The 26,917-nt window shown below is 70.5% G+C and carries 26 protein-coding genes and 2 tRNA genes; 14 read left to right on the top strand and 14 right to left on the bottom strand.

Features of this window, described 5'->3' with window-relative positions:
• The first annotated feature begins 24 nt into the window (after positions 1–24).
• Positions 25–876 carry a 3-mercaptopyruvate sulfurtransferase gene (gene sseA / locus DR046_RS00880; protein WP_115379006.1) on the top strand — a complete coding sequence of 284 codons (852 nt, stop codon included), beginning with the start codon at positions 25–27 and terminating at the stop codon, positions 874–876.
• On the top strand, positions 877–2,061 hold the full coding sequence (locus DR046_RS00875; protein ID WP_115379004.1) for an amino acid aminotransferase: 1,185 nt from the start codon (positions 877–879) through the stop codon (positions 2,059–2,061). It begins immediately after the preceding gene.
• A 125-nt stretch (positions 2,062–2,186) separates the two neighbouring features.
• On the opposite strand, the gene DR046_RS00870 is transcribed toward DR046_RS00875, so the two are convergent.
• The gene (locus DR046_RS00870) at positions 2,187–2,978 is read right to left on the bottom strand and encodes an HTD2 family dehydratase (RefSeq protein WP_115379002.1); all 792 of its coding nucleotides are present in this window, start codon (positions 2,976–2,978) and stop codon (positions 2,187–2,189) included.
• Between the two features lie 36 nt (positions 2,979–3,014).
• On the opposite strand from DR046_RS00870, the gene DR046_RS00865 reads away from it, so the two are divergent.
• From DR046_RS00865 to rsgA, 4 genes are all read left to right on the top strand, one after another.
• Positions 3,015–3,407: a VOC family protein gene (locus DR046_RS00865; RefSeq protein ID WP_115379698.1), complete on the top strand. Its 393-nt coding sequence runs from the start codon at positions 3,015–3,017 to the stop codon at positions 3,405–3,407.
• 139 nt (positions 3,408–3,546) lie between these two features.
• Complete coding sequence (locus DR046_RS00860) at positions 3,547–4,191, top strand: YiaD family glycine zipper/OmpA-like lipoprotein (RefSeq protein ID WP_115378999.1); 645 nt, start codon at positions 3,547–3,549, stop codon at positions 4,189–4,191.
• A 105-nt stretch (positions 4,192–4,296) separates the two neighbouring features.
• On the top strand, positions 4,297–5,064 hold the full coding sequence (locus DR046_RS00855; protein WP_115378997.1) for a FadR/GntR family transcriptional regulator: 768 nt from the start codon (positions 4,297–4,299) through the stop codon (positions 5,062–5,064).
• 58 nt (positions 5,065–5,122) lie between these two features.
• Complete coding sequence (gene rsgA, locus DR046_RS00850; protein WP_115378995.1) at positions 5,123–6,130, top strand: ribosome small subunit-dependent GTPase A; 1,008 nt, start codon at positions 5,123–5,125, stop codon at positions 6,128–6,130.
• A gap of 12 nt (positions 6,131–6,142) precedes the next feature.
• Here the strand turns inward: rsgA and ptsP are convergent, their stop codons facing one another.
• On the bottom strand, positions 6,143–8,371 hold the full coding sequence (ptsP, locus tag DR046_RS00845; RefSeq protein ID WP_115378993.1) for a phosphoenolpyruvate--protein phosphotransferase: 2,229 nt from the start codon (positions 8,369–8,371) through the stop codon (positions 6,143–6,145).
• A 323-nt stretch (positions 8,372–8,694) separates the two neighbouring features.
• Positions 8,695–9,417, bottom strand: coding sequence for an SDR family NAD(P)-dependent oxidoreductase (locus DR046_RS00840; protein ID WP_115378991.1), 723 nt, complete (start codon positions 9,415–9,417; stop codon positions 8,695–8,697).
• Positions 9,418–9,660: 243 nt separating this feature from the next.
• Between DR046_RS00840 and DR046_RS00835 the strand changes: the two genes are divergently transcribed.
• From DR046_RS00835 to DR046_RS00825, 3 genes are all read left to right on the top strand, one after another.
• Positions 9,661–10,062 (top strand): DUF4112 domain-containing protein, encoded by a 402-nt coding sequence (locus tag DR046_RS00835; RefSeq protein ID WP_115378989.1) that lies wholly within the window; start codon positions 9,661–9,663, stop codon positions 10,060–10,062.
• Between the two features lie 153 nt (positions 10,063–10,215).
• Complete coding sequence (locus DR046_RS00830) at positions 10,216–11,088, top strand: YihY/virulence factor BrkB family protein (RefSeq protein ID WP_245190744.1); 873 nt, start codon at positions 10,216–10,218, stop codon at positions 11,086–11,088.
• Entirely contained in the window at positions 11,063–12,289 is a 1,227-nt protein-coding gene (locus tag DR046_RS00825; RefSeq protein ID WP_115378985.1) for an AI-2E family transporter, read from the top strand. Before DR046_RS00830 ends, DR046_RS00825 begins: the two co-directional genes overlap by 26 nt.
• 455 nt (positions 12,290–12,744) lie before the next feature.
• Here the strand turns inward: DR046_RS00825 and DR046_RS23450 are convergent.
• Positions 12,745–12,828: transfer RNA gene (locus tag DR046_RS23450), tRNA-Tyr, on the bottom strand.
• Positions 12,829–12,936: 108 nt separating this feature from the next.
• Between DR046_RS23450 and rlmB the strand changes: the two genes are divergently transcribed.
• From rlmB to DR046_RS00805, 3 genes are all read left to right on the top strand, one after another.
• Positions 12,937–13,725: a 23S rRNA (guanosine(2251)-2'-O)-methyltransferase RlmB gene (gene rlmB / locus DR046_RS00815; RefSeq protein WP_115378981.1), complete on the top strand. Its 789-nt coding sequence runs from the start codon at positions 12,937–12,939 to the stop codon at positions 13,723–13,725.
• A complete protein-coding gene (locus DR046_RS00810) occupies positions 13,718–14,002 on the top strand; it encodes a hypothetical protein (protein WP_115378979.1) in 285 nt (94 codons plus the stop codon). The genes rlmB and DR046_RS00810 overlap by 8 nt, the downstream gene beginning before the upstream one ends.
• 244 nt (positions 14,003–14,246) lie before the next feature.
• Entirely contained in the window at positions 14,247–14,720 is a 474-nt protein-coding gene (locus tag DR046_RS00805) for a CoA-binding protein (protein WP_115378977.1), read from the top strand.
• A 293-nt stretch (positions 14,721–15,013) separates the two neighbouring features.
• On the opposite strand, the gene DR046_RS00800 is transcribed toward DR046_RS00805, so the two are convergent.
• The 4 genes from DR046_RS00800 to hisA are packed head-to-tail and all read right to left on the bottom strand — an operon-like array spanning position 15,014 to position 17,109.
• Positions 15,014–15,331 carry a phosphoribosyl-ATP diphosphatase gene (locus DR046_RS00800; protein ID WP_115378975.1) on the bottom strand — a complete coding sequence of 106 codons (318 nt, stop codon included), beginning with the start codon at positions 15,329–15,331 and terminating at the stop codon, positions 15,014–15,016.
• Positions 15,328–16,089 (bottom strand): imidazole glycerol phosphate synthase subunit HisF, encoded by a 762-nt coding sequence (hisF, locus tag DR046_RS00795; protein WP_115378973.1) that lies wholly within the window; start codon positions 16,087–16,089, stop codon positions 15,328–15,330. The genes DR046_RS00800 and hisF overlap by 4 nt, the downstream gene beginning before the upstream one ends.
• Before the next feature lie 46 nt (positions 16,090–16,135).
• On the bottom strand, positions 16,136–16,393 hold the full coding sequence (locus DR046_RS00790) for a hypothetical protein (RefSeq protein WP_115378971.1): 258 nt from the start codon (positions 16,391–16,393) through the stop codon (positions 16,136–16,138).
• Entirely contained in the window at positions 16,390–17,109 is a 720-nt protein-coding gene (gene hisA, locus DR046_RS00785; protein WP_115378969.1) for a 1-(5-phosphoribosyl)-5-[(5-phosphoribosylamino)methylideneamino]imidazole-4-carboxamide isomerase, read from the bottom strand. Before hisA ends, DR046_RS00790 begins: the two co-directional genes overlap by 4 nt.
• Positions 17,110–17,243: 134 nt before the next feature.
• Between hisA and DR046_RS00780 the strand changes: the two genes are divergently transcribed.
• Positions 17,244–17,630, top strand: a complete 387-nt coding sequence (locus DR046_RS00780; RefSeq protein WP_115378967.1) for a DUF2147 domain-containing protein — start codon at positions 17,244–17,246, stop codon at positions 17,628–17,630.
• Positions 17,631–17,844: 214 nt separating this feature from the next.
• Here DR046_RS00780 and hisH read toward each other — a convergent pair whose 3' ends face one another.
• Together hisH and hisB are read right to left on the bottom strand one after the other, a co-directional pair.
• Complete coding sequence (gene hisH, locus DR046_RS00775; protein WP_115378965.1) at positions 17,845–18,480, bottom strand: imidazole glycerol phosphate synthase subunit HisH; 636 nt, start codon at positions 18,478–18,480, stop codon at positions 17,845–17,847.
• Positions 18,477–19,064: an imidazoleglycerol-phosphate dehydratase HisB gene (gene hisB, locus DR046_RS00770; protein WP_115378963.1), complete on the bottom strand. Its 588-nt coding sequence runs from the start codon at positions 19,062–19,064 to the stop codon at positions 18,477–18,479. The genes hisH and hisB overlap by 4 nt, the downstream gene beginning before the upstream one ends.
• A 125-nt stretch (positions 19,065–19,189) precedes the next feature.
• Between hisB and DR046_RS00765 the strand changes: the two genes are divergently transcribed.
• Complete coding sequence (locus DR046_RS00765) at positions 19,190–20,902, top strand: hypothetical protein (protein ID WP_115378961.1); 1,713 nt, start codon at positions 19,190–19,192, stop codon at positions 20,900–20,902.
• Between the two features lie 114 nt (positions 20,903–21,016).
• On the opposite strand, the gene DR046_RS00760 is transcribed toward DR046_RS00765, so the two are convergent.
• The 4 genes from DR046_RS00760 to DR046_RS24070 all read right to left on the bottom strand — a co-directional run bounded on the left by DR046_RS00760 (position 21,017) and on the right by DR046_RS24070 (position 26,850).
• A tRNA-Gly gene (locus DR046_RS00760) sits at positions 21,017–21,091 on the bottom strand.
• Positions 21,092–21,364: 273 nt separating this feature from the next.
• A complete protein-coding gene (locus DR046_RS00755; protein ID WP_115378959.1) occupies positions 21,365–22,090 on the bottom strand; it encodes a hypothetical protein in 726 nt (241 codons plus the stop codon).
• A gap of 155 nt (positions 22,091–22,245) precedes the next feature.
• A complete protein-coding gene (locus tag DR046_RS00750) occupies positions 22,246–25,686 on the bottom strand; it encodes a pyruvate carboxylase (protein WP_115378957.1) in 3,441 nt (1,146 codons plus the stop codon).
• Between the two features lie 249 nt (positions 25,687–25,935).
• A complete protein-coding gene (locus DR046_RS24070) occupies positions 25,936–26,850 on the bottom strand; it encodes a trypsin-like serine protease (protein ID WP_245190743.1) in 915 nt (304 codons plus the stop codon).
• Between the last annotated feature and the right edge of the window lie 67 nt (positions 26,851–26,917).

Raw genomic sequence — 26,917 nt, 5'->3', positions numbered from 1 at the left:
GCGGGACCGGGCGGAGGCTGCGCGATGATCGACGATCCGGCGACACTGGTCTCGAGCGAATGGCTGGCCGCGCGGCTCGGCGCGCCGGACCTGCGGGTGCTCGACGCCTCCTGGTACCTGCCCGACGCGGGGCGGGACCCGGTCGCGGAATACGCCGAGGCGCATATCCCTGGCGCCCGCTTCGTCGCACTGGACGATGTCAGCGACGCCCGCTCCACGCTGCCGCACATGGCGCCGCCGCTGGAGAAGTTCCTGTCGCGGATGCGGCGGCTGGGCGTGGGCGACGGGCATACGGTGGTGATCTACGACGGGGCGGGGCTCTTCTCGGCGGCGCGGCTCTGGTGGCTGTTCCGGCTGTTCGGGCAGCGCGCCGCCGTGCTCGACGGCGGCCTGCCCAGATGGCGCGCCGAAGGGCGCCCCGTCACCGCCGAACTGCCGCAGATCCGCGACCGCCACATGACTGCGACGCGCCAGCCCGGGCTGATGCGCGACGTCACCGAGGTCGCGCAGGCCGCCAAGCTGGGACACGCCCAGATCGTCGACGCCCGCGCCGCCGCCCGCTTCCGCGGCGAAGCGCCCGAGCCGCGCCCGGGCCTGCGCGCGGGCCACATCCCCGGCTCGCGCAACCTGCCGTTCGGGCAATTGCTGAACGACGACGGCACGATGAAGGAGCCGGGCGCGCTGCGCGATGCCTTTGAGGCGGCGGGCGTCGATCTCGACCGCCCCATCGTCACCAGCTGCGGCAGCGGCGTGACGGCGGCCATCCTCAACCTCGCCCTGGCCCGGATCGGGCATGGCGATCATGCGCTCTATGACGGTTCCTGGGCCGAATGGGGCATGTATCCCGACCTGAAGGTCGCGACCGGAGACGCCTGAATGCTGACCGACCTCAAACCGCAAGCTCCCGACAAGATACTGGCGCTGATGTCGGCCTACAAGGCCGATCCGCGCGAGGGCAAGATCGACCTCGGCGTCGGCGTCTACAAGGACGCGACGGGGCTGACGCCCGTGATGCGCGCCGTGAAGGCCGCCGAGCGCCGGCTGGTCGAGACGCAGGACACCAAGACCTATACCGGCCTCGCCGGCGATCCGGCCTTCGCCGAGGCGCTGTCGGCGCTGATCCTCGGGCCCGGCGCGCCCCGCGACCGGCTGGCCGCCGTCGCCACGCCCGGCGGGACGGGCGCGATCCGGCAGGGGCTGGAGCTGATCCGCATGGCCGCGCCCGAGGCACGGGTCTGGCTGTCGGACCCGACCTGGCCCAACCACCCGGCCATCGCGGCATATCTGGGCATCGAGACGAAGACCTACCGCTATTTCGACTCCGAGACGGGGGGCGTCGATTTCGACGGGCTTATGGCCGACCTGGCCCAGGCCGCGCCGGGCGACGCGGTGGTGCTGCATGGCTGCTGCCACAACCCGACCGGGGCCAACCTGACGCCGGACCAGTGGCGGGACGTGGCGGATCTGCTGGCCCGGACCGGCGCGGTGCCGTTCATCGACATCGCCTATCAGGGCTTCGGCGACGGCCTCGAGGCGGACGCGCAGGGCACCCGGATCGTGGCCGAGGCGGTGCCCGAGGCGCTGGTCGCCGCATCCTGCTCGAAGAATTTCGGCATCTACCGGGAACGGACGGGCCTTCTGATGGCGCTCGCGCCCTCGGCCGAGGCGCTTGGCGTGACCCAGGGCGCGATGGCGACGCTGAACCGGGTCAATTTTTCGTTCCCGCCGGATCACGGGGCGCGGGTGGTCACGGAGATCCTGGCCGACGACGGGCTGCGCACCGACTGGGAGGCGGAGCTGGAGGAGGTGCGGCTCGGCATGCTGGCGCTGCGCGAGCAGCTGGCCCACGCGCTGCGGGACCGGCTGGGCTCGGACCGGTTCGGTTTCCTCGCGGCGCATCGCGGCATGTTCTCGCGCCTTGGCGCCACCCCCGAGCAGGTGGAGGCGATGCGGCGCGACCACGGGATCTACATGGTCGGCGATTCGCGGATGAACATCGCGGGGCTGAACCGGGCGACGGTGCCGGTGCTGGCGGACGCGATCGTGGCGGCGGGGGTGTAGGGGCTTCGGACCGCCTGGCGGCGGTCCGACCCGCCGGGGGGCTGCGCCCCCCGGACCCCCCGGGGGCTCCGCCCCCGCTCGCAGGCTCGCTCCCCCGGAGTATTTGGAGCCACGAGAAGTGGGCTTCAGGCAGTGGCTGCCGTGGCGGTCATGCAAAGCCGGCCGTCCTCGCCCCGGACGAAGGCGCGCGGGCCGTCGAGGCAGAAGGTCACCGTCTCCCCGGCGACGGCGGGAGCGGTGGCGCGGTACTCGAAGGATGCGAGCGAGCCCAGATGGCGGGTGGCGAGGTCGATGAGCCCCTCGGCCAGCAACGGGCCGTGGACGACGAGCCCGGCATGGCCCTCGACCTCGCGGGCATAGGTCTCGTCCCAGTGGATGCGGTGGGCGTTCATCGTCAGGGCCGAGTAGCGGACGAGGGTCAGGGGCGGGAAGGCGCGCGCTTCCTCGACCGGCGCGGTCCCGGCCTCCCGCGGGGCGGGCCTCGGATCGTCGGGCGCGGGGTCGGGGCGATAAACGAGGTCCTGCCGCTCCCGCAGGCAGAGCCTGCCGCCCTGCCGGATCTCGTGCTCGAGCGTGACGAGGCCGAGCGGGCCGGACCGGCCCTCCTTCCGCTCGGCCGACGCCAGCGTAGTGCGTTTCTCGGCTTCCTGCCCGAGCATGAGCGGCGCGAGCCAGTCCAGCCTGCCGCCCGCCCACATGCGGCGCGGCAGGCCCAGGTCGGGGATGCCGCCGGTCCCGGTGCGGATGTGGCCATCGCGGCCCAGCTCGTCCGGAGGGCGGACGTCCCAGAAATGCAGGTGATGCCAGAACGGGGGGAGGGCGGCGCGCGGCATGTCCCGGCCCAGCACTGCGGCGCAGGCGGCGGCGCGGGCCGGGTCGAGCATGTCCTTGACGGGCGGGAAGGGGGCTTGCGACATGGCGGCAGGATGCCCGCGCCCGGGCCGGAGGCCAAGATGAAGATTACCGCGCTCGACCATCTCGTGCTGACGGTCGCGGATATCGGCGCCACGGCGGAGTGGTACTCCGCCACGCTCGGCTGCGGCGTCGAGACCTTCGGGGCCGCGGATGGCACCACCCGCACTGCGCTAACCTTCGGCCGCCAGAAGATCAACCTGCACCGCGCGGGGGCGGAGTTCCGGCCCCATGCGCTGCATCCCGGGCCCGGCACGGCCGACCTGTGCTTCCTGACCGACATGCCGCTGGACGACTGGCTGGCGCATCTCGCCGCGCGCGGCGAGACGGTCGAGGCCGGGCCGGTCCCACGCACCGGGGCGCAGGGGCCGATCACCTCGCTCTATCTGCGCGATCCCGACGGCAACCTGATCGAGGTCGCCGTCCGGGACTGAGCCCGGTTTCGGCGATCCGTTGCGCGGCTATCGGATAACGTGCCTCTCGCATTGCCTGTTTTCGGATCTAGGCTCATAGCCATCGCAGCTGTCGCGCGCCCTGCCGGGCCTGTGGCCGAACAAAACTGGAAAGACTGTCATGACCGTTCTTGCAAAGACCCCGCTTCTCGCCGCAGCCCTCGTGCTCGCCGGCTGCGTCACCCAGCCCACGACCGGGGAGCCCAACCGCACCGCCAACGGCGCCATCATCGGCGGCCTCGCCGGCGCGGCCATCGGCAATGCCACCGGCGACCGTGACACCCGCTCCACCCTGATCGGCGCCGCCGTGGGCGCAGGCGTCGGCGCGGCCGTGGGCAACCAGCTCGACCGGCAGGCCGCCGACCTGCGCGCGCAGCTCGGCGACGACCGGATCCTCATCGAGAACACCGGCTCGCAGCTGATCGTCACGATGCCGCAGGACATCCTGTTCGCCACCGACAGCGCGAACCTGCGCGCCGACCTGCAGGGCGACCTGCGTGCCCTGGGCCGCAACCTGCAGCAGTATCCGAACACGACCGTCCAGGTCATCGGCCATACCGACAGCGACGGCTCGGCCGCCTACAACCAGGACCTCTCCGAGCGCCGCGCGCGCACGGTGGCAGGCGTCCTGCTCGAGACCGGCGTGCCCGCCTCCCGCGTGCAGGCCATCGGCCGGGGCGAGAGCCAGCCGATCGCGACCAACAACACCGCCGCCGGCAAACAGCAGAACCGCCGCGTCGAGATCGTCATCACGCCGAACCGCTGATCCATCGGCCGGACCCGCCCCCGCGGGTCCGGCCTCGCCCCGGTTGTCGGGACTGGCGGCCCGCCCCAGTTGGTCATATTATCTTACCAACAGGGGACGCCGCGCATGCCATTCACACGCATCCAGTCGGAAAAGCTCGCCTCTGCCGTCGTCCGCCAGATCGAGCGGCTGATCCTGCATGGCATCCTCCGCCCCGGAGAGCGCCTGCCGCCCGAGCGGGAGCTTGCCGAGCGGCTGGGCGTCTCTCGCCCCTCGCTGCGCGAGGCCGTGGCCGAGCTGCAGGCGCGCGGGCTTCTGGCGTCGCGCGCGGGGGCGGGGATCTTCGTGGCCGACGTGCTCGGCTCGGCCTTCTCGCCTGCGCTGATCCGGCTCTTCGCCTCGCAGGAGGACGCGCTCGACGACTACATCGCCTTCCGCCGCGATCTGGAGGGGCTCGCCGCCGCCCGCGCGGCGACCCAGGGGTCCGAGACCGATCTCGCGGTCATCCACACCCTGCTGCGCAAAATGGAGGCCGCGCATCTCAAGCGCGACCCGACCGAGGAGGCCGCGCTCGACGCCGATTTTCACATGGCGATCATCGAGGCGAGCCACAACGTCATCATGCTCCACATGATGCGGGCGATGATGGACCTGCTGCGCGAGGGCGTGTTCTACAACCGTTCGGTGATGTTCAACCACCGCGACACGCGCGACCTGCTGCTCGACCAGCACCGCGCCATCGACGCCGGGCTGCAGGCGCGCGATGCCGGAGCCGCGCGCGCGGCGGTCGAGGCGCATCTCGACTTCGTGCGCACGGCGCTGCGCAGCCAGCGCGAGGCGGCCCGCCATGAGGTCACCGCCCGGCTGCGCCTTGCCCACGAGGTGGAGCGATAGCGCTTGGCGCAGCCGGGCCGCTCTGGCATGCCGGAGCCATCCGGTCCGGAGCCCCCGCATGGACGCCCCCAGCCTCGCCGCCCTCGGGTGGCATCCGCATTTCGCAGCCCAGATCGACGCCGACGCGTTGACCGAGACCCCGCCTGTCCGCGTGGTGCGGGTCCATCGCTCGGGACTCGACGTGCTGGGCGAGGGCGGGCCGGTCACGCTTCCGCCCGATGCGGAGGTGACGGTGGGCGACTGGCTGCTGCTCGGCGCCGGGGCGCCGCCGCTCGACCGCCGCTCGCTGATCCGCCGCCGCGCGCCGGGGCGGGATCGCGGGGTCCAGCTGGTCGCGGCCAATGTCGACACCGTCTTCGTCACCACTTCCTGCAATGCGGATTTCAACGTCGCCCGGCTGGAGCGCTTCCTGGCCCTCGCCTTCGAGGCGGGCTGCGACCCGGTGATCGTTCTCACCAAGCCCGACCTCGCCCCGGACGCGGACGCCTTCCGGCGCGAGGCCGAGGCGATCTCGCCCCTGGTCCCCGTCCTCACCGTCGATGCCCGCGCACCCGAAGCGCGCGAGGCGCTGCGTCCCTGGTGCGGCCCCGGCCGCACGGTGGCCTTCCTCGGTACCTCGGGGGTGGGCAAGTCCACCCTGCTCAACGCGCTGATGGGGACGGAGACGGCCGCCACCGGCGCGATCCGCGAGGACGATGCGCGGGGCCGTCACACGACCACGCGGCGCGAGTTGCACCTGATCCCCGGCGGCTGCGCCGTTGTCGACACGCCGGGCATGCGCGAGCTGCAACTGACCGATGCGGCCGACGGCATCGACGAGGTCTTCGCCGACATCTCGGACCTTGCCGCCGCGTGCCGCTTCCGCGACTGCACCCATGACCGGGAGCCGGGCTGCGCCGTCCGCGCCGCGGTCGAGGCAGGCGATCTGGACCAGGCCCGGCTGGCTCGCTGGCGCAAGCTTGCAGCCGAGGACGCGCATAACACCGCCGATCTCGCCGAGCGGCGCCGCCGCGACAAGGCGTTCGGCAAAATGGTGCGGGCGGTGACGAAGCCGAAGCGGCGCTGACGGGACGTCGGCCTAGCGCCGCCGAAGATACTCCATGACCGCGGGGCGCACGGTCTGCTCGCCCGATTCCCGCGCTTCGGCGATGACGGCCTTCACCTCGGCCAGGTTCGATCGCAGCAGGATATGCTTCACCGGGCCAATCGAGGCAGGGCGCATCGACAGGCAGCGCAGGCCCATCGCCGCGAAGCACAGCGCCTCCACCGGCCGTCCCGCATCCTCGCCGCAGAAGCTGACCGGGGTCCCGGTCTCGGCGCAGCGATTGACGATCTGCTCGATCAGCGACAGGAACGAGACGTTGAGCGTGTCGTAGCGCCGCCGCACACGCTCGTTCTCGCGGTCGGCAGCGAAGAAGAACTGCTTGAGGTCGTTGCCGCCGATCGAGATGAAGTCCGCCTCCTCGAAGAACCTGCGGGGGCTGAAGGCCATCGAAGGCGTCTCCAGCATGGCGCCGATCTTCAGCTCCGAGGGCAGCGGATGGCCCAGCGACTTCTCGCGGTGGATCTCGCGATGGACGAAGCCGCGCGCGGCCAGGAACTCCTCCATCTGGGCGATGAAGGGGAACATCACCGTCAGCGGCCGCCCATTCGCGGCCCGGATCAGCGCCTGGAGCTGCATCCGCATCACGCCGCCCTTGTCGAGCCCGACACGGATCGCGCGCCAGCCCAGCGCCGGGTTCGGCTCGTCCTGCCGCTTCATGTAGGGCAGCACCTTGTCCGACCCGATGTCGAGGGTCCGGAAGGTCACCGGCTTGCCGCCCGCGGCGTCCATCACCCGGGCATAGAGCGCGGCGAGTTCCGCCCGCTTGGGCACCTTGTTGCGGGTCAGGAACTGAAGCTCGGTTCGGAACAGCCCCACCCCCTCGGCCCCCGAGGAGGGCAGCGAGGGCAGGTCGGCGATCAGCCCCGCGTTCATCATCAGCTCGATCCGGTGGCCGTCGGCGGTGACGCAGGCGCGGTCGCGGATCGAGGCATAGCGCTTCTGCGCCTCGGCCTGCATGGCGAGCTTGTCGGCGAAGGCCGCGCGCACCGCCTCGTCGGGGCGCAGGTGGACGACCCCCTGGTCCCCGTCGACCAGGATCGCGTCGCCCGACAGCGCCTCGGTGGTGATGCCGGTCGCCTGCAGCACCAGGGGGATCGCCCAGGCGCGTGCGACGATGGCCGCGTGGCTGCCGACGGCCCCGTTCTCCAGCACGACGCCCTTCAGGCGGCGCCCGTATTCCAGAAGCTCTCCGGGTCCGATGTTGCGCGCCACCAGCACCGCCCCGTCGGGCACGGCGCTGGTCGCCCGGCCCTGGCCGGTCAGCATCCGGAGCAGCCGGTTCGACAGGTCGTCCAGATCGGCCAGCCGGTCGCGCAGATAGGGGTCGGCGCCGGCCATGCGGGTGCGCGCCGCCGTCTGCTCCTTCTCGACGGCCGCCTCGGCGGTCAGGCCGGCGTCGATGTCGTCCTCCATCCGGCGCAGCCAGGACCGGGAATAGGCGAACATCCGGAAGGCCTCGATGACCTCGGCCTGCTCGCGGTCGGCGCCGACATCCGAGAGCATGCGGTCGACCGAGAGGCGCATCTTCTCGATCGCCTCGGTCAGGCGCGCCTTCTCCTGCTCGGGATCCTCGGCCACCGGATTCGTGATGACGACGCGCTGGTCGTGCAGGTGCACGATGCCTTCGGCCGAGCCTTCCTGCCCGGTGATGCCGCGGATCAGCACCTGCTCGCGGTGGCGCGGGCGCAGGGCCTCGCCCTCGCCGACGAAGGCGCCGAGCTCGGTCATCTCGGCCAGGACCATGGCCACGACTTCCAGCGCGTAGATCTCGTCCTCGGAGTAGTTCCGCGCGTCCTTCGATTGCACGACCAGCACGCCCAGCCGTTCGCCGAGGCGCTGGACGGGGACGCCGAGGAAGGAGGAAAAGACCTCCTCCCCGGTCTCCGGCATGTAGCGGAACCCCTTGGTCGACGGCGCATCCGGGGTGTTGATCGCCCGGCGCGACCGCGCCACCCGGCCGACGAGCCCCTCGCCGACGCGCATCCGGGTGACGTGGACGGCCTCGGGCTTCAGGCCGTGCGTCGCGCACAGCTCCAGCGTGGCCGCGTCGCGGTGCAGATAGATGGAGCAGACTTCGGTCCCCATCGAGGTCGCGACCAGATCCACGATCCGGTCCAGCCGCTCCTGCCCCTGGGCCGCTTCGGCCATGACGGCCTGCAGGCGCCGCAGCAGCTTGCGGCTCTCGGTGTCCCTGGTCGGCATTCTGCGCTCCCTTGCCTCGGTCGACCTATAGGCGAGGGGGGAGAGGGGGCGAAAGGGGGGGCGGTCCCGCAGCCTCGCCCGGCGCGCGCCCCGGCTGCATGGCAAGCCGCGGCGAGACCCGTTTCGCCGGGGCGCCTGACGATCCCGCCGGGTCGGGATCTCCCGCGATGGCCGCGAGCGGGCGACGCGGGGCAGCGTCCCTCAGGCCCCGTATCGTTGCCCCGCACCACGGTCCGGCGGCGCCTTCGAGGCGCCTGCCGGGACATCTCGCCGCAGACATCTGCGACGGAGTTCCCTCGGATCCTCGCCGGAGGCCCCCTCCGTCAATATGTCGCGCGCCCCCCGGACAGGTCGAAGACCGCGCCGGTGGTGAAGGAATTGGCGGGCGAGACGGCCCAGACGATCATCTCCGCGGCCTCCTCGACCTCGAGGAACCGCCCCCGCGGGATCTTCGAGAGCATGTAGTCGATATGCTCCTGGCTCATCTGGTCGAAGATCGGCGTGCGCGCGGCGGCAGGGGTCACGCAGTTCACGGCGATGTCCATGTCCGCCAGTTCCTTGCCGAGCGACTTGGTGAAGCCGATCACCCCCGCCTTGGAGGCGGAATAGGCGCAGGCGTTCGGATTGCCCTCCTTGCCTGCGACCGAGGCGATGTTAAGGATGCGCCCGTAGCCCTGCGCACGCATCCCCGGAACGACGGCGCGGTTGACGTGGAAGGTGCCGGTCAGGTTGACGGCCACGATCCGCGCCCAGTCCTCCAGCCCGTAGTCCGCGACAGGCATGTTCGGCCCCGCGATCCCCGCCGAATTCACCAGGATCTGCGGCGGGTCCAGCGCCTCGAGCGTGCGGGCGAGCGCCGCCTCGACGGAGGCGTAGTCGGCGACGTCGCAGGTGACGGGCAGGACGCCCTCTGCGGCGGCCTCCGCGTTCCGCTGCGGGTTCATGTCCCAGGAGGCGACGCGCACGCCCTCGGCCAGAAGCCGCGTGACGACCGCCAGCCCGATGCCCTGCGCGCCGCCGGTGACGATGGCGACCTGGTCCTTCATGTCCGTTCTCTCCTCTCTGGCTCGCGCGACCATAGGCGCAGGCGGATCGCCGGTCGACCGGCGATGACGCGGCGGTCGACCGCCGCGCGCCCGGCGGCCGGGTATCGGGTTTTCCGGTGTCGGGGCAGCTCCCCATCCCGGTCCGGACGATATGCCGGACGATCCCCGTTTCGCCCCCGAGCGCCCGCGACGGGCGCGATCCGGGCGGCGGAACCGCCGGGCCGCCTCGCGCGTCTTCTCGCCATGACTTCCGTGAACGATCCCAGGGCGTCCAGCATCGCCGCCCGTCTCGACCGGCTGGAGCGCCTCGCCGCCGGCATGGACAGCCGCTTCCGCATCCCCGGGACGCGGATCCGCTTCGGCTGGGATTCGATCATCGGCCTCGTGCCCGGGCTGGGCGACGTGGCGACACTCGGGCCTGCCGGCTACATCCTGCTCGAGGCGCAGCGCATGGGCGCCCCGCCCGCGCTTCTGGGGCGGATGGCGCTGAATTCCGGGCTCGACTGGGCTGTCGGCTCGGTGCCGCTTCTGGGCGACCTGCTCGACGTCTGGCTGAAGGCCAACCGGCGCAACGTCGCGCTGCTGCGCGCCCATTTCGAGGACTCGAAAGAGGCGGAACAACGGCCGCTTCTGAGCGTTCGATAACAGACCCGTGAGCCTGAGGATCGCATGGACCGCGCCGACCGCCATCGAGACGACCGACCACAGACGCGTGCCGAGCGACAGCCCGGCCGCGGCCGTCATGCCACCCGGCCCACCGAGATTCCCGCCGAGGGCCTGAAGGACGTCCTCTGGCGCGTGAAGGATGAGCTCACGGCCGACCATGTCGGCCTTGTCGCCGCCGGATGCGCCTTCTACGGGCTGCTCGCCGTGTTCCCCGCGATCACCGCGCTGATGTCCATCGCCGGGCTTGCGCTCGCGCCGGACGAGGTCGTCTCGGCGCTCGACGGGGTGTCCTCGGTCGTGCCCGAGGACGTGGCGACGATCCTGCTGGACCAGGCCACCGCCGTTGCCGGCTCGCAGACCGGCGGTCTGACGCTGGGGCTGATCCTCGGCGTGGCGCTGGCGCTCTGGTCGGCCTCGGCCGGGGTCGGGTCGTTGATCGAAGGGCTGAACGTCGCCTATGACGAGACGGAGGAACGGGGGTTCGTGAAGCTGAAGCTGCTGACCCTGGTGCTGACCCTGGGCATGATCCTAGGTGTGCTTGTCGCCGCCGTGCTGATCGTCGCGCTGCCGATCGTGCTCGAGATGTTCGCCTTCACCCCCTGGATCGAGACGCTGATCGCCTGGACGCGCTTCCTGCCGCTCGCGCTGCTGTTTCTTGCAGGGCTCGCGCTGCTCTATCGCTTCGGGCCGGATCGCGACGGGGCGCGGCTCGCCTGGCTTACGCCCGGGGCGCTGCTGGCGCTGGTGCTGTGGCTGATCATGTCGGTGGGCTTCTCGCTCTATGTCTCGAACTTCGCGAGCTACAACGAGACCTTCGGCTCGCTCGCGGGCGTGATCGTGCTGCTGACCTGGATGTGGCTTTCCGCCTACGTCATCCTGATCGGCGCCGAGGTGAATTCGGAGCTGGAGGCACAGACCGCCCGGGACACGACCACCGGTCGGCCGGAGCCCATGGGTCAGAGAGGGGCCGTGAAGGCAGATGAGCTCGGTTCCGCGCGACAGTGACGCCCCGGCGGCGGCACCCCGGCATCTCCCCGACCCCACCCGCGAATACGACGACCCGACCGCGAAGCTGGTCGGGCGGCTGACGCGGCTGTCCTTCCCGATCTGGGGCATGTTCTGGCTGGCGGTGGTGCATGCGCTCATCTTCGCCTCGGACATCCTGGTCCCGATCACGGCGTCGGTGCTGGGCTACTTCCTGCTGAACGCGCCGCGCCGCTGGCTTGCGCGCCTTGGCATTCCCGACGGCGTATCGGCGGCGCTGTTCACGATCCTGCTCGGCGCCTTGCTGGTGCTGGGCGGGTTGGCGCTGGCCGATCCGATGTATGCCTTCGTCACCGACATCCCCTCGCTCATCGAGGAGGGCCTGGCCGAGCTGCAGGGACCCGGCGGGCTGCTCGAGCCCTTCGCACGGGCCGCCGACGCCACGAACGAGGCGATGCGCGAGGCGCAGACGTCCGATGGCGAGGCGCCGCCGGTCGCCGTCGAGGTCGTCAACGAGGGCCCGGGGCTCGGCGGCTCGGTCGTGACGCTGGCTCCCGGCCTGCTCAGCCAGATCGTGCTGTCGGTGGTCCTGCTCTACTTCCTCGTGGCGTCCGGGGACCTGTTCATCCAGAAGGCCGTGCAGGTGGCCCGCCGGTTCGAGGACAAGCGCCAGACCGTCATGACCATCCGCACCATCGAGGCGCGGCTGGGCAACTACCTGGGCGCGATCACGCTGATCAATGCGGGGCTCGGCGTCGCGATCGGAACCGCGATGTGGATCTGCGGCCTGCCGACGCCGATCATGATCGGCGCGATGGCGATGGCGCTCAACTTCGTTCCCTTCGTGGGCGCGGTCGTGGGTGCGCTGGTCGTCGGCGTGATTGCCTTCGTCGAGTTCGGAACGGTCTGGTCGGCGATCCTGGTGTTCCTGACCTACTACGCCCTGACCTCTTTCGAGGGGCAGTTCGTCACCCCGACGCTGGTCGGTCAGCGCCTGCGCCTCAACGTCGTGGCGGTGTTCCTGGCCGTCGCCTTCTTCGCCTGGATCTGGTCGGTGATGGGAATGGTCGTGGCCGTTCCGATGCTTATCGTGGTCAAGGTGGTCTGCGACTCGGTCCCGCGGCTGCGGCGGGTTGGCCTGTTCCTCGGCGACGCGGAAGGGTTCCTTCCCGGCGCCGCCCGGCTCGATGAGCCCGACACGCGGGCGTCGAAGGAGCGCTAGGCGACGCTTGCGCGCGGCGGGGTAGGTCCATGGCGGGGCTTGCCTCCACGGTGCAGCAGATCATGGCATCGCTAGGGGGGCTGCATCAGGTCGTGCCGACAGAGGCGCGGATGGAGGCGTTCCGGCTGGAGGTGGACGAAGGCCGAGGCGGGTGCGATGGCGCTGCGAAACCGTCCGAGGAGCATGGGTCCATTCCGGACATCGGTGTGTATCGGATGTAAATCAGTTGGTTACGAGACTGCCTTCGCGATCCGGCCCAATGCCTTCGCCGAAAGGCGGGGGCGGAGCGGAGCCGGTTCGGCCGGCTGGCGCTCGAGGTCGTGATGCTGTCGCGGCCACGTCCGGGGAGCCACGGCAGCCTGCGGGACCGGGACAGGTCCGGTGCTGCGACGGCCGAGGGGTTGCGCGGGACGCCGCTGGTCCCCGAAGGGGAAAACCGAACCTTTCGAGAGAGTTGGTGGGCGACCCTGGAATCGAACCAGGCGTGAGTCGCCTCGAGGGAGTTACAGTCCCCTGCCACACCTTGCGGCCTGTCGCCCACTGGGCGGCGTGCTACTAGCCGCACCGGGTAGGGTCAAGCGCTGTTGTGGCCGGAATACCGACGGGTGATACACGGGTGATCTACGGGTGATCCACGGGTGACGAGAATGGCGCAGAAACCCAGATGGGTCGTCGAGAAGGAACAGGGCCGCCGCGCGGCGGCGCAGGCCACCGTCTGGTTGTTCGGGCTGCATGCCGTGCGCGACGCGCTGGCCAATCCGATGCGGGAGCGGCTGCGTCTCGTCCTGACGAAGAACGCGGCCGACCGGCTCGGCGACGCGGTGGCGGCCTCGGGCATGGAGCCGGAGATCGCGGACCCGAGGAAGTTCCCGGTGCCGCTCGACCCCGGATCGGTCCATCAGGGCGCCGCGCTGGAGGTGAAGCCGCTCGACTGGGGCAGGCTGGCCGACCTTGCGCGGCCGGGGCAGGGGGCGCCGCTTCTGGTGCTGCTGGACCGGGTGACGGACCCGCACAATGCGGGGGCCATCCTGCGCTCGGCCGAGGTGTTCGGCGCGCGGGCCGTGATCGCGCCGACGCGGCATTCGGCGCCGGAGACCGGCGCGCTGGCCAAGACCGCCTCGGGCGCGCTGGAGCGGCAGCCCTATCTGCGCGTGGGCAACCTGGGCGACGCGATGGAGACGTTGCGCGACCTGGGCTACGTCACGGTCGGGCTGGACGGGGAGGCGCCGGAGACGCTGTCGGAGGCCGCCGCCACGCTGCGCACCACGCCCACGGCAATCGTGATGGGCGCCGAGGGGCCGGGGCTGCGGGAGCGGACGCGGAGCCTCTGCGACCGCATGGTGCGGATCGACCCGGCGGGGGCCTTCGGATCGCTCAACGTCTCGAACGCCGCCGCCGTCGCGCTGTTCGCGATGCGCGAAGGCCGCGATGGCTGAACTGAAGCTGGCGACCTGCTGCTATTGCGGCACGCGCACCACGCTTCGCCCGACGGCGCGGGACGGGCACGCGCTGGCCTGCGCCTTCTGCGGGGCGGCGCTGACGGCGATGAAGCCGCTGCGGCCCGTTCAGGCCGAGGCGGCGGCGCGGCATCCGAGGCCCGCGCATCCCGTGAGGCTGACGCCACGCAAGGCCGGGAAGCGGAAGAAGCGGAAGGGGTTTCTGCAGAAGCTGGTCGAGGAGATCCGGGACGGGATCGAAGACATCTTCGACTGACCGCGGCACCGCCGGCAGGCCTGTGGAAAAAAAAATCGCGCCAAACCGGAACCCCCGCCGGGGTGGCACGTTTTCCTTGTACCTGTGGGGGATGGCATTTGGAACTCCCATCCCCGGTTCACTGTCCCTCGTTCCACACCTCGGGCCCGTAGCATCACGCTGCGGGCCCTTTTTTCGTCGCCGTCCCGGGGCCACGCGAATCGGGCCTTTTCAACGGCGGCGGAGTCCTGTTCTCCTGCCGCCCATGACCCAGGCCCCGACAGATTCCTTCCTGCGCGCGATCCTGACTCGGGCGAAGAGCTTTGCCTGCGTCGGCGTCTCGCCGGACCCGATCCGGCCGAGCAATTATGTCGCGCGGTATCTGCATCGCAGGGGGTATCGGATCGTCTCGGTCAACCCCAAAGCCGCCGGAACCGAACTTTTCGGGGGCACCGTCGTTGCCAGCCTGGCCGAGATCGAGGGGCCGGTCGACGTGCTGGACGTCTTCCGCAAGCCCGAGGCCGTGCCCGGACTGGTCGAGGAGGCGCTGCGCCTGCTGCCGGATTTGTCCTGCGTCTGGCTGCAGATAGGCGTCACGAGCCCCGAGGCGCGCGAGATGTGCGCGGCTGCGGGCATCGACTTCGTGGAAGATCGCTGCCCAAAGATCGAGCATCAACGCCTGTTCGGCGAGCTGCGCAAGGCGGGCTTCGCCACCGGCATCCTGTCGTCGCGGCTGTAGCCGATCGGGGACAGGTCGGGGCGAACACGCCAACAATTGTTAACACAGTGGACGCGCCCGCCCAGTTGCCCTAATATTGGATCGTTACCGGAACAGCCTGTTTGCAGGTTGGCTGGTCTGGTAACGCGCAAGACGGCGCAATGGTTCCGCACCCGGAGCGTCGTCTTGCATCCCTTTCCCTCCGAAGGTCATTCGTCGTGCCGGATCGGTGTCGCGTGACGTCCTGATCCGCTCCCCTGGCCGGGCGGTGGGGCGCTGACCCAGAGCGGTCCCAGGAATGCCCGTGGGCCTTGTCAGTCGCCCCGGGCGGCCTTCTCGGCGAGGCCGGAGATGCCGGCCCGCCGGTCGAGTTCGGCAAGCACGTCCGAGAGCGGCACGTCGCGGGCGGCGAGCATCACGCAGAGATGGAAAAGCACGTCGGCGGCCTCGGAGGTGAGCGCCGCCTTGTCGTCGCGCACGGCCTCGATGATCGCCTCGATGGCTTCCTCGCCGAACTTCTCGGCGCATTTCTCCGGTCCCTTCGCCAGCAGCTTGGCGGTCCAGCTTGCCGACGGGTCCGCGCCCTTGCGCGACTCGACGGTGGCGAAGAGGCGGTCGAGCGGATGCGTCATTCGAGCCTTACCGGAATTCCGGCCGCAGCCATGTGAGCCTTGGCCTCGGCGATGGTGTAGGTGCCGAAATGGAAGATCGAGGCGGCGAGCACCGCCGAGGCGCCGCCCTCGGTCACGCCCTCGACGAGGTGGTCGAGCGTGCCGACGCCGCCGCTGGCAATCACCGGGATCGGCACTGCGTCCGAGACGGCGCGGGTCAAGGCAAGGTTGAAGCCCGACTTCGTCCCGTCGCGGTCCATCGAGGTCAGCAGGATCTCTCCGGCGCCCTTCTGCGCGACGGTCTTCGCGAAGGCCACGGCGTCGATGCCGGTGGGCTTGCGGCCGCCATGGGTGAATATCTCCCACTTGCCGGGGGCGACCGTCTTCGCGTCGATGGCGCAGACGATGCACTGGCTGCCGAAGCGGTCGGCGGCGCGGCTGAGCACATCGGGGTCGGCCACGGCGGCGGAGTTGAAGCTGACCTTGTCGGCCCCGGCGAGCAGCAGGTTGCGCACGTCGTCCACCGTGCGGACGCCGCCGCCGATGGTCAGCGGCATGAAGCAGGCCTCGGCCGTGCGGGTGGCGAGGTCGTAGATCGTGCCGCGATTCTCGTGCGTGGCGTGGATGTCGAGAAAGCAGAGCTCGTCCGCGCCCGCGGCGTCGTAGGCGCGGGCGCTCTCCACCGGGTCGCCCGCGTCGATCAGGTCGACGAAGTTGACGCCCTTGACCACGCGGCCGTCGGCCACGTCGAGGCAGGGAATGATGCGCGTCTTCAGCATGGGCGCGGGTGTAGCCGCGCCGGGGGAGGGGGGCAATGCGCGACGGTCAGGCCTTCCGCGTCAGGCCGATGGCGAGGAAGACCGCGACGGCGGCGAAGAGCGGAAGCGCGGTGTCCCAGCCGAGGCGGGTCAGGGACTGGACCGCGCGGATGCCGGGGTCGAGGCAGCGCCAGGCCCAGTCGGGCCACCAGGCGGCGGGGGTCCGGCAGGCGTAGGCGTGGAGCAGAAGGCGCATCGCGACGTGGGTGGCGGCGAAAGCCGCCAGCGCGGCGGCCGCGGCAAGGACGAGGCGCGGCGGCCTCATCCGCGCAGGGCGCGCAGGGCCTCGCCGAGGTCGATGGCGCCGTCGTAGAGCGCGCGGCCGGAGATCGCGCCGGCGATGGTGCCCTTGGCCTTCAGCGCCAGGAGGTCGGCGAGCGACGAGACGCCGCCCGAGGCGATGACGGGGATGGAGACGGCGCGGGCCAGCGCGTCGGTCGCCTCGACATTGGGGCCGCCCATCGCGCCGTCGCGGTCGATATCGGTGTAGACGATGGCGGCGACGCCCGCGTCCTCGAAGCGGCGGGCGAGGTCGGTAGCGGTTACGGTCGTCGCCTCGGCCCAGCCCTTGGTCGCGACCATGCCCTTTCGGGCGTCGATGCCGACGGCGACGCGGCCGGGGAAGGCGCGGGCGGCCTCGCGCACGAGATCGGGATTCTCGACCGCGACCGTGCCGAGGATCACGCGGGCGAGGCCCTTCTGCAGCCAGCCCTCTATGGTCGCCATGTCGCGGATGCCGCCGCCGAGCTGGGCGGGCACGGAGAGCTTGCTCAGGATCGCGTCGACCGCCGCGCCGTTGACGGGCCGGCCCGCGAAGGCGCCGTTCAGGTCGACGAGATGGACCCACTCGCAGCCCGCCTGCTGGAAGGCCAGCGCCTGCGCGGCGGGGTCGTCGTTGAAGACCGTGGCGCTGTCCATCTCGCCGTGCACGAGGCGCACGGCCTGGCCGTCTTTCAGGTCGATGGCGGGGTAGAGGATCATGGCGCGGGCTCCTGTCGCTCGGGTCCGGCCCGCTTCTGCCGTATCGCCGCGCGGGGGGAAATGCCGAAACGTCACACTTGCCAGTCGCGCCGGAGGCGCGCCACCGTCGGGTGACTCACGGGAGGAGATCATCCATGAAACGCTTCGCATTCGCGCTCGTCGCGGCCCTGGGCCTCGCCGCCGCCGCCTCGGCTGATCCGATCGAGGGCATCTGGCAGACCGAGGTCGACGACGGGTCCTTCGCCTATGTCACCATCGCGCCCTGCGGCGGGAACTATTGCGGCACCATCTCGCGGACGTTCAACGCCGAGGGCGAGTACAGCTCTCCGAATATCGGCAAGCAGATCGTCCGGGACATGGCGGCGCAGGGCGGCGGGGCCTACGAGGGGCGCGTCTGGCGGCCGTCGAACGACAAGGTCTATTTCGGGAAGGTCCAGCTGGAGGGCAACCAACTCGCGCTGCGCGGCTGCATCGCCGGCGGGCTGCTCTGCGCGCGGCAGACCTGGGTGAAGATCCAGTAGAGTTCGTGCCCGGGGTCGGGCGGGGAGGGGGGCTCTGCCCCCCGCCTTCGGCTCCCCCCGGAGTATTTCCGGCCACAGGAAGACGGGGGCGGCGCGTTAACCTTGACAGGGAGTTAACGGGTCGTCCTGCATGTCCGGGGCGAGGCGTGTCGCGTCGGGCCGGAAGGAGCGGGGCCGGCGCGGCCCCCGGCGGTCTGCTCCTGCGGCGCGTGCATCAGGGATTCCAGGTCAGGAAGTTCGCGATGAGGCGCAGGCCGGTGCGCTGGCTCTTCTCCGGGTGGAACTGGGTGCCGACGACGTTGTCCTTGGCGACGATGGCGGTGACGTCGCCGCCATAGTCGACGTAAGCCAGCCGGTCGGCCGGATCGGCGACCTGCATCGCGTAGGAATGTACGAAATAGGCGTGGTCGCCGGTCGCGATGCCGTCGAGGACGGGGTGGGCGCCGGTAACGACCAGGTCGTTCCAGCCCATATGCGGCACCTTCATCGCGGCGTTGTCGGGGACGATGCGCGTAACCTCGCCCGCGATCAGGCCGAAGCCTTCCACCGTCTCGTATTCAAGGCCCCGCGTCGCGAGCATCTGCATGCCGACGCAGATGCCGAGGAACGGGGTCCCGCGGCGCACGGTGTCGCGCAGCGCCTCCTCCAGCCCCGCCATCGCGGCGAGGCCGCGGCGGCAGGCGGGGAAGGCGCCGTCGCCGGGAAGGACGACGCGGGTGGCGCGGGCCACGGCGTCGGGGTCGCTGGTGACGAGGACCTCACCGGCCCCGGTCTCGCGCGCCATCCGCTCGAACGCCTTCTGGGCGGAGTGGAGGTTCCCGCTCTCGTAGTCGATGAGGACCGTGGTCACAGGCTGCCCTTCGTCGACGGAATCGCGTCGGCCTTGCGCGGGTCTGTGTCGAGCGCGTCGCGCAGCGCGCGGGCGACGGCCTTGAATGTCGCCTCGGCGATGTGGTGGCTGTTGACCCCGCGCAGCCCGTCGACATGCAGGGTGATGCCGCCATGGGTGGCGAAGGCCTGGAAGAACTCGCGCACGAGCTCGGTGTCGAAACCCTTGATCTGTGGGGCGGTCATCGGGACGTCCCAGCCGAGGAACGGCCGGCCCGAGAGGTCGAGCGCTGCGCGCACCAGCGCGTCGTCCATCGGCAGGTAGCAATGGCCGTAGCGGCGGATGCCGCGCTTGTCGCCCATCGCCTGCGTCAGCGCCTGGCCCAGCGCAATACCCACGTCCTCGACGCTGTGGTGGTCGTCGACATGCAGGTCGCCCGAGCAGCGGACGGTCATGTCGAGCAGCGCGTGGCGGGCGAGCTGGTCGAGCATGTGGTCGAAGAAGCCGACCCCGGTGTCGTTGTCGTAGGTCCCCGTCCCGTCGAGGTCGAGCGTGACCGAGATGTCGGTCTCGGCGGTCTTGCGGGCGATGGTGGCGCGGCGCATCGGGGCCTCCTGCTTGGCGTCGGGGCCTGATAGCGGACCGCCGCGCGGCGGGGAAGGGCAGGCCGTCCTTGGCGGAGCGGCCTCGGTCGCCTAGCCTGGGGCTGCGCGAACTGGAGGGCGGGCCGATGCAGAAGACGATCGCGACGCATGCCGCAGAGGTCGAGATGGCGGCCTTCCTGACGGACACGGTGGATGGCGAGACCGATATCGGGGCGGCCTTCCGGGGGCGGCCCGACAACGGCTGGGACGACGACTACGGCGGCCATATCGCGGCGGAGCGGCAGGAGGACTGGACGGTCCTGCCGGTGGGGCTGCGCGCGCTGCTGCCCTCGCGCGAGGTGCAGGCCGGCGGGTTGCTGGCCAGGGGCGGTCCCTTCGCCCCGGGGGGCACGGCCGAGGCGCTGATCGTGCAGGGAGAGATCGCGGGCCGGACCACGCTGTTCTACACCGCGCGCGGCACCGATTCCGACGACACGCTGGCCGCGATCCGGGGACAGACCTTCAGGCCCGAGGGGCTGGGCACGCATTACGCGCTGCACCGGCCCTGGGTGGAGGCGGCGGTGGACTACGCCAACGACGCGGCGAACGGGATCGGGCTGATGGTCTTCGCCGGCCACAGCCTGGGCGGCTCGGTCGCGACCATGTTCGCTGCCTTCGACGCGGCGCGGGTCGAGACGGACCTGCTGGTTATCTCGCTCGGCTCGGCCGGGATTCCGCCGGGGGTGATCGAGGGGCCCGAGGCGTTCGAGGCGGACTTCGATCCCGCCTTCGTCTCGACCGAGGGCGGCGTGGCGCTGACGGCGACCGAGGACTTCATTGACATCGCGCATTCCGAGGACCCGGTGCGCTTTCCCTTCACCTCGGGGGCGCTGAACGTCCAGGCGCTGCGGGGGAACATCCACCCCTCGGGCGATCTGGGGCCGATCGACCTGCAGCACCAGCCGAACACGGGGGCGTCCCTGACGGGTTTCGGGGTCGAGCATGGCTCGCCGCGCTATGCCGAGAGCCTGCGGGCGATCGCCTCCGACGCAGCGCTGGGTTTCCACGAGGGCGGGCCGCTGTCGATCGTCCTGGGGCGGGAAGAGGGCGATTCGGGCGGGCGGACGCTGACCGGCGCCGCGGGGGCGGACTACCTGCTCGGGCTCGGCGGGGACGACTCGCTGGAGGGGCGGGCGGGCGCGGACATCCTGTCGGGCGGCGACGGGGCGGACACGCTGTCGGGTGGTGGCGGGGACGACACGCTCGATGGCGGGGCCGGGGCGGACCTGATGCGGGGTGGGGCCGGGGACGACGTCTTCGTCTTCGACGCGCGGGGCGACCGGGCCATCGAGGCTCGGGCGGGCGGCACGGACGAGATCCGGGCGACGGTCGATGTCAGGCTGCGCGGGCAGGAGATCGAGCGCGTCACGCTGCTGGGTGCGGCCGACCTGCGGGTGATCGGCGACGGCACGGATACGGAGATCACCGGCAATGCGGGCGCCAACGTGATCGTCGGCGGGGGCGGCGCGGACGTGGTCCGGGGCGGGGAGGGCGCGGACAGCTTCGCCTTCCTGCGGGGCGGGCTGGACGGGACGATGGCGATCCTCGACTTCGAGGCGGGCGACCGGCTGGCGCTGGACGACCGGCTGTTCGGGCTGGGCTCCGGCAGCGTCGACATTCGCGCGGTCACGCGGGGGCAGATCGAGGCGGCGCTGCGGCAGGGGACGGTGCTCTATTCCCGGCAGGACGGAGAGTTCCGGATCGACGCGGACGGGCGGGACGGAGAGGACGCGCCGCTGCTGGTCGCACGGATCGAGGGCGCGCCGGTCCTGGGGGTCGACAACGTGATCCTGTTCTGAAGGAGCGGGGCTTGCGCAGGCGGGGGCTGCGTCGGCTGAGGGCGAGGGGCGGCGACGGACGTCGCGCGTTTTGCGCGCGCAGTCGGAGGAGCAGCCTGGAAGGAAGGACCGAATTGGAGCGGGCGATGAGATTCGAACTCACGACCCTTACCTTGGCAAGGTAATGCTCTACCCCTGAGCTACGCCCGCCCCGTTTCGGTAGAGGCGATGTATGGGAGCGGCGGAGGGGCTGCAAGAGGAAAATCGCGGGTCGCAGGGAAGTCTTGGAACGGCCGGGCCTGCCGGGCAGAGGGACGCGCATCGGGATCGTCGTCCGGCGCCAGGGCAGGGTCCGGGGCGCTCTCCACATCGCGCGGCGGGGCGAGGGGAGGCCGGGCCGGTCGCGGTTACTGAGGGGGAATGGGGCGCCTTCGGCGTCGCCCGGATGGCGACGGGCCAAGGCGCGGTGCCGGGGGCGCGGGGCTATTCCGCGTCGGGATCGTGCAGCCCCGTCACCACGATGTCCTGCACCGCGAAGAACTCGTCGTGGCTGGCCTGGTCGGCGTTCGAGCCGAAGCCGAGCGTCAGATGGGGGTCCGGGCGGTTGTACTTGATCGAGACCGCGATCTCGCTGTCGCGCCACCAGCGGTCGGCGCCCGACTGGCCGCCGATCGCCTCGCGATCCTGGACGATGGTTCCGGTGATCTCGACACCCGGGATGTCGTAGTCGATGAAGACGGTCTCGTCCGCGTTCTTGCGGACCTCGCCGACGATCTGGCCGCCGAGATAGATGTACCCGGATTCGTCGTCGAGCGAGTCCATCGCGAACATGTTGAAATCGATCGTGGTGTAGGGAAGGCCGTCCTCGAGGAGGAATTCGCGCCGCATGCTCTCGCCGCCTTCGCCGCCGCCGATGGGCCCGAGGGACATGCGCCCGTCGATCTCGATCGTGTCGCCGCCCTCCCAGCCGGGCGCGCCGTTGGCGAAGCTTTCCCGGTAGACGCGCCCGACATTGGCGGGGTCGTCGATCTCTTCGCCCGTGGATTCCGAGTTCACCGTCGCCGCGAGGGCGCGGAGCCCGTCGCGGACCACGTCCGACGAGGCGACAGCCACGCCGGTCGCGGCCGCCGTCAGCACCACGTAGTCGACCGTCACCGCGCCCGCCGTGCCCTTCAGGAAGGACGCGAGACTTCTGAAAAAATCGTTCATCGGTACTGTCCACAGTTGGTCGCGGACAGGCATAGACGAAAGACGCGGCAAGAAGATGGCGGGCCGGGCCGGTTTCGGGGCCGTCCCGTGGCGAACCGGGAAACGTTCAGGCGCCGCGCGCCGGACTGCCGCCGGCGCGCGGACGATCCTGCCGGTCAGCCGAGCTCCACCAGCAGGTCCTTGGCGTCGATCTGGGCCCCGGGCATGACGTGGATCGCGGTGACGGTCGCGTCCCGGTCGGCATGCAGACCGGTCTCCATCTTCATCGCCTCGATGGTCAGCAGCAGGTCGCCCTGCTTGACCTTCGCGCCCACGCCGACCGCGACCGAGGCGACGACCCCCGGCATCGGCGCGCCGACATGGTCGGGGTTGCCCGTCTCGGCCTTGGGCATCTTGACGCTGGTCCCGGCGACGCGGCGGTCGGGAACGCGGATGACGCGGGGCTGGCCGTTGAGTTCGAAGAAGACGCGGCGGTCGCCCTCCTCCGAGGTCTCGCCCATGGCGACGCAGCGGATTTCCAGGGTCACGCCGGGGTCGATCTCGGCATGGGTCTCGTCGCCCGGTTCCATCCCGTAGAAGAAGACCGGCGTCGGCAGGGCGCGGACGGGGCCGTAGGTCTGGTGGCGCAGCGCGTAGTCGGTGAAGACCTTGGGATACATCAGGTAGCCGTTCAGGTCCTCGTCGTCGAGCGGCTCGCCGATCTTGGCCTCGGCCTCCTTGCGGATGGCCTCCAGGTCGACGGGCTTCAGGTGCTTGCCGGGACGGTCGGTCAGCGGCTTCTCGCCCTTGAGTACCTTCTTCTGGATGTCGGCGGGCCAGCCGCCGGGGGGCTGGCCGAGATTGCCCTTCATCATGTCGACCACGCTTTCGGGGAAGCTGACCTCGGTCTTCGGGTCGGCAACCTGCGCCGTGGTCAGGCCCTGCGCGACCATCATCAGCGCCATGTCACCCACCACCTTCGAGGAGGGCGTGACCTTCACGATGTCGCCGAACATCCGGTTCACGTCGGCATACATCTGCGCGACCTCGTGCCAGCGTTCTTCCAGCCCCATGGAGCGGGCCTGCGCCTTGAGGTTGGTGAACTGTCCGCCCGGCATCTCGTGCAGGTAGACCTCGGAGGACGGGGCCTGCATGCCGCTCTCGAAGGCGACGTACTGGGCGCGGACGGCGTCCCAGTAGTCGTCGATCCGGCGCACGGCGGCGATGTCGATGCCGGTGTCGCGGTCCTGGCCGCGGAGCGCCGAGACGATGGTGCCGAAGGTGGCCTGGCTGGTGTTGCCCGAGAGCGAGTCCATCGCCACGTCGGCGGCGTCCACGCCCGACTCGGCGGCGGCGAGGATCGTGGCGGAGGCGATGCCCGCCGTGTCGTGGGTGTGGAAGTGGACCGGCAGGCCGATCTCGGATTTCAGCGCGCGGATGAGCTGGCGCGCGGCGGCGGGCTTCAGCAGGCCCGCCATGTCCTTCACGCCCAGCACATGGGCGCCCGCCGCCTCCAGCTCCTTCGCCATCGAGACGTAGTATTTCAGGTCGTACTTGGCGCGGTCGGGGTCGAGCAGGTCGCCGGTATAGCAGACCGTGCCCTCGCAGACCTTCCCGGTCTCGATCACCGCATCCATGGCGACGCGCATGTTCTCGACCCAGTTCAGGCTGTCGAAGACGCGGAAGACGTCGATCCCTGTCTCGGCGGCCTGCTTGACGAAGCTGACGACGACATTGTCGGGATAGTTGGTGTAGCCCACGCCGTTGGACGCCCGCAGCAGCATCTGCGTCAAGAGGTTCGGCATCGCCGCGCGCAGGTCGCGCAGGCGCTGCCAGGGGCATTCCTGCAGGAAGCGATAGGCCACGTCGAAGGTCGCGCCGCCCCAGCACTCGACGCTGAAGAGCTGCGGCAGGTTCGCCGCATAGGCCGGCGCGATCAGCTTCATGTCGATGGAGCGCATCCGCGTCGCCAGCAGCGACTGGTGCCCGTCGCGCATCGTCGTGTCGGTCAGCAGAAGCCGGTCCTGCGCCGTCATCCAGTCGGCCAGCGCCTTCGGCCCCTCGCGGTCGAGGATCTGCTTGGTGCCATCGGGCGGCGTGTCGGCCAGCAGCTCGGGCACGACGGGGGTGCGCACGTCGGCGGGGGGCCGGGGGCGGCCTTCCGTCTCGGGATGTCCGTTGACGGAGATGTCGGCGATATAGGTCAGGATCTTCGTCGCCCGGTCGCGGCGCGGCTTGAAGTCGAAGAGCTCCTCCGTCTCGTCGATGAACTTGGTCGTGTACTCGTTCGAGAGGAAGGTCGGGTGCTTCAGCAGGTTCTCGACGAAGGCGATGTTGGTCGAGACGCCGCGCACGCGGAACTCGCGCAGGGCCCGGTCCAGCCGCTTGATCGCCGCCTCGGGGGTGGGCGCCCAGGCGGTGACCTTCTCGAGCAGCGAGTCGTAGTAGCGGGTGATGACCGCGCCCGAATAGGCCGTGCCGCCGTCGAGCCGGATGCCCATGCCCGTGGCCGAGCGATAGGTCGTGATCCGGCCGTAATCGGGGATGAAATTGTTCTGCGGGTCCTCGGTCGTGACCCGGCACTGGATCGCGTGGCCAGACAGCTCCACGTCGTATTGCGTGGCGATGCCGGTCGCCTCGACCAGCGACTTGCCCTCGGCGATCAGGATCTGGGCGCGGACGATGTCGATGCCGGTCACTTCCTCGGTGACGGTATGCTCGACCTGGACGCGGGGGTTCACCTCGATGAAGTAGAACTCGCCCGAGTCCATATCCATTAGGAACTCCACGGTTCCCGCGCATTCGTAGCTCACATGCTCGCAGATCTTCTTGCCGAGGTTGCAGAGCTGTTCGCGCTGCGTGTCCGACAGGTAGGGGGCCGGGGCGCGTTCCACGACCTTCTGGTTGCGGCGCTGGACCGAGCAGTCGCGCTCGTAGAGGTGGTAGATGTTGCCCTGGCTGTCGCCGAGGATCTGCACCTCGACGTGGCGGGCGCGCTGGATCATCTTTTCCAGATAGCCCTCGCCGTTGCCGAAGGCGGCCTCGGCCTCGCGGCGGCCCTCGCGGACCTTCTCCTCCAGCTCACGCTCGGACAGGATCGGGCGCATCCCGCGCCCGCCGCCGCCCCAGCTGGCCTTGAGCATCAGCGGATAGCCGATCTCGGCGGCCTCCTTGCGGATGGCGTCCATGTCGTCTCCCAGGACCTCGGTCGCGGGGATGACGGGCACCCCCGCCTCGATGGCGACCCGCCGGGCGCTGGCCTTGTCGCCCAGCTTGCGCATCGTCTCGGCCTTCGGGCCGATGAAGGCGATCCCGGCGGCGTCGCAGGCATCGACGAAGGCAGGGTTCTCGGACAGCAGGCCGTAGCCGGGATGGATCGCGTCCGCACCCGACAGCTTGGCGACGCGGATGATCTCGGGGATCGACAGATAGGCCGCGACGGGACCGAGCCCCTTGCCGATCTGGTAGGCTTCGTCGGCCTTGAAGCGATGCAGGCCCAGCTTGTCCTCGGCCGCGTAGACCGCGACGGTGCGCTTGCCCATCTCGTTGGCGGCGCGCATCACGCGGATCGCGATCTCTCCGCGATTGGCGATGAGGATCTTCTTGAAGTCGGCCATGCGGGGTCCCCTCGGGTCTTCGTCACGATTTCGTAACGGCATCGCCGCGGCGCGGCAACTGCGCGGACGGATTGATTCCCGGCATCCGGGCACCGAAGGTGCCGTTAGGTAAGTCTGCCCCCTTTCGGGCGATGTTCCGGCACTGCCGGATGCGGCGGCGCCGGGTCGCGCGTCGGGTTCCGATCGGCCAGGTCTCCGGCACGGTGCTCCCGGGCCTGAGCCTACGACGGCTAGGCCTTCCGGTGCGGGTCAGGCCACGCGGCGCCGGCGCAGGACGGTCAGCCCGCCGAGCGCGGCGAGCATCAGCCAGACCGCCGCGGGCAGCGGCACCGGGGCCCAGAACTCCGCGTCGCTGTTGGTCTCGACGAACGACCGCTGCTGCGCGCCGGACAGGCCGGTCCAGATCGAGATGTCGCCGTAGACGCTGTTGGCGGTGGTTCCGCCGGTGAGGATGCCGCCTACCACCCATTCCGAGCCGCGCTGAACCAGCAGGGGCCCGCCGCTGTCGCCCGACGCGGTCGTGCCCTCGCCGGCAATCATTGCCGTCGAGCCGGGCAGGGTGGAGGAGGTGCCGGCGGGATTGTCGAAATCGGTCTCCAGCATGGACCCGAACCCTGATCCCGGGAAGTAGATGGAGTCGAGGATGTTGTTCGCGCCCCAGCGGGTTCCGTTGTAGGTGCTGTTGTGCCCGGTGGAGCCCAGCCCCTGCGCCCCGTAGCCGATCATCCGCACGGTCTCGCCGACGAAGACCTCGGACACGAGCCGGAACGGCACGAGATCGAGGATCGGGTCTAGGAAGGAGATGACCGTCAGATCCGAGCCGTTGTAGACGTCTCCGCCGCCGGGGTTCAGATGAACGACGCTCGCCGCGTTCCGCTGGTGCAGCAGCGTGCCGTCGCCCTCGGTGAACTGCACCTTGATCTGGCCCGGGGAATACCCGTCGAAGCAGTGACGCGCCGTCAGGACGGCGGTCGTCGAGACCAGTGCCCCCGTGCAGAATGGCGAGGTGCCGATCAGATCGAAGGTCGCGATGTTGTTGAAGGGATCGCCCAGCGCGGCAGCGATCGCGACGCCGTCGTCGTCGTTGATGGTGATCGCCTGGGCGGGTGCCGTGGCAAGGGCCGCACAGATCGCGACGGTCGCCGCGGCCAGAGTTGTTCTCAAGATGGTCGTCCCCTCGACTCGTCAGCTTCTCCGTCCTGACGCTACGACATGGTCAGCCCGGGCGTAT

Source organism: Jannaschia formosa (assembly GCF_003340555.1).
GTDB lineage: Bacteria > Pseudomonadota > Alphaproteobacteria > Rhodobacterales > Rhodobacteraceae > Jannaschia > Jannaschia formosa.
Note: the sequence above shows the minus strand (reverse complement) of the source record. Positions and strands in the feature narration are given on the sequence as shown.

Excerpts from the sequence above, each read along its gene's own strand:
- sseA (WP_115379006.1), top strand. The coding sequence starts at position 25 with ATGATCGACGATCCGGCGACACTGGTCTCGAGCGAATGGCTGGCCGCG.
- DR046_RS00875 (WP_115379004.1), top strand. The coding sequence starts at position 877 with ATGCTGACCGACCTCAAACCGCAAGCTCCCGACAAGATACTGGCGCTG.
- DR046_RS00870 (WP_115379002.1), bottom strand. The coding sequence starts at position 2,978 with ATGTCGCAAGCCCCCTTCCCGCCCGTCAAGGACATGCTCGACCCGGCC.
- DR046_RS00865 (WP_115379698.1), top strand. The coding sequence starts at position 3,015 with ATGAAGATTACCGCGCTCGACCATCTCGTGCTGACGGTCGCGGATATC.
- DR046_RS00860 (WP_115378999.1), top strand. The coding sequence starts at position 3,547 with ATGACCGTTCTTGCAAAGACCCCGCTTCTCGCCGCAGCCCTCGTGCTC.
- DR046_RS00855 (WP_115378997.1), top strand. The coding sequence starts at position 4,297 with ATGCCATTCACACGCATCCAGTCGGAAAAGCTCGCCTCTGCCGTCGTC.
- rsgA (WP_115378995.1), top strand. The coding sequence starts at position 5,123 with ATGGACGCCCCCAGCCTCGCCGCCCTCGGGTGGCATCCGCATTTCGCA.
- ptsP (WP_115378993.1), bottom strand. The coding sequence starts at position 8,371 with ATGCCGACCAGGGACACCGAGAGCCGCAAGCTGCTGCGGCGCCTGCAG.
- DR046_RS00840 (WP_115378991.1), bottom strand. The coding sequence starts at position 9,417 with ATGAAGGACCAGGTCGCCATCGTCACCGGCGGCGCGCAGGGCATCGGG.
- DR046_RS00835 (WP_115378989.1), top strand. The coding sequence starts at position 9,661 with ATGACTTCCGTGAACGATCCCAGGGCGTCCAGCATCGCCGCCCGTCTC.
- DR046_RS00825 (WP_115378985.1), top strand. The coding sequence starts at position 11,063 with ATGAGCTCGGTTCCGCGCGACAGTGACGCCCCGGCGGCGGCACCCCGG.
- rlmB (WP_115378981.1), top strand. The coding sequence starts at position 12,937 with ATGGCGCAGAAACCCAGATGGGTCGTCGAGAAGGAACAGGGCCGCCGC.
- DR046_RS00810 (WP_115378979.1), top strand. The coding sequence starts at position 13,718 with ATGGCTGAACTGAAGCTGGCGACCTGCTGCTATTGCGGCACGCGCACC.
- DR046_RS00805 (WP_115378977.1), top strand. The coding sequence starts at position 14,247 with ATGACCCAGGCCCCGACAGATTCCTTCCTGCGCGCGATCCTGACTCGG.
- DR046_RS00800 (WP_115378975.1), bottom strand. The coding sequence starts at position 15,331 with ATGACGCATCCGCTCGACCGCCTCTTCGCCACCGTCGAGTCGCGCAAG.
- hisF (WP_115378973.1), bottom strand. The coding sequence starts at position 16,089 with ATGCTGAAGACGCGCATCATTCCCTGCCTCGACGTGGCCGACGGCCGC.
- DR046_RS00790 (WP_115378971.1), bottom strand. The coding sequence starts at position 16,393 with ATGAGGCCGCCGCGCCTCGTCCTTGCCGCGGCCGCCGCGCTGGCGGCT.
- hisA (WP_115378969.1), bottom strand. The coding sequence starts at position 17,109 with ATGATCCTCTACCCCGCCATCGACCTGAAAGACGGCCAGGCCGTGCGC.
- DR046_RS00780 (WP_115378967.1), top strand. The coding sequence starts at position 17,244 with ATGAAACGCTTCGCATTCGCGCTCGTCGCGGCCCTGGGCCTCGCCGCC.
- hisB (WP_115378963.1), bottom strand. The coding sequence starts at position 19,064 with ATGCGCCGCGCCACCATCGCCCGCAAGACCGCCGAGACCGACATCTCG.
- DR046_RS00765 (WP_115378961.1), top strand. The coding sequence starts at position 19,190 with ATGCAGAAGACGATCGCGACGCATGCCGCAGAGGTCGAGATGGCGGCC.
- DR046_RS00755 (WP_115378959.1), bottom strand. The coding sequence starts at position 22,090 with ATGAACGATTTTTTCAGAAGTCTCGCGTCCTTCCTGAAGGGCACGGCG.
- DR046_RS00750 (WP_115378957.1), bottom strand. The coding sequence starts at position 25,686 with ATGGCCGACTTCAAGAAGATCCTCATCGCCAATCGCGGAGAGATCGCG.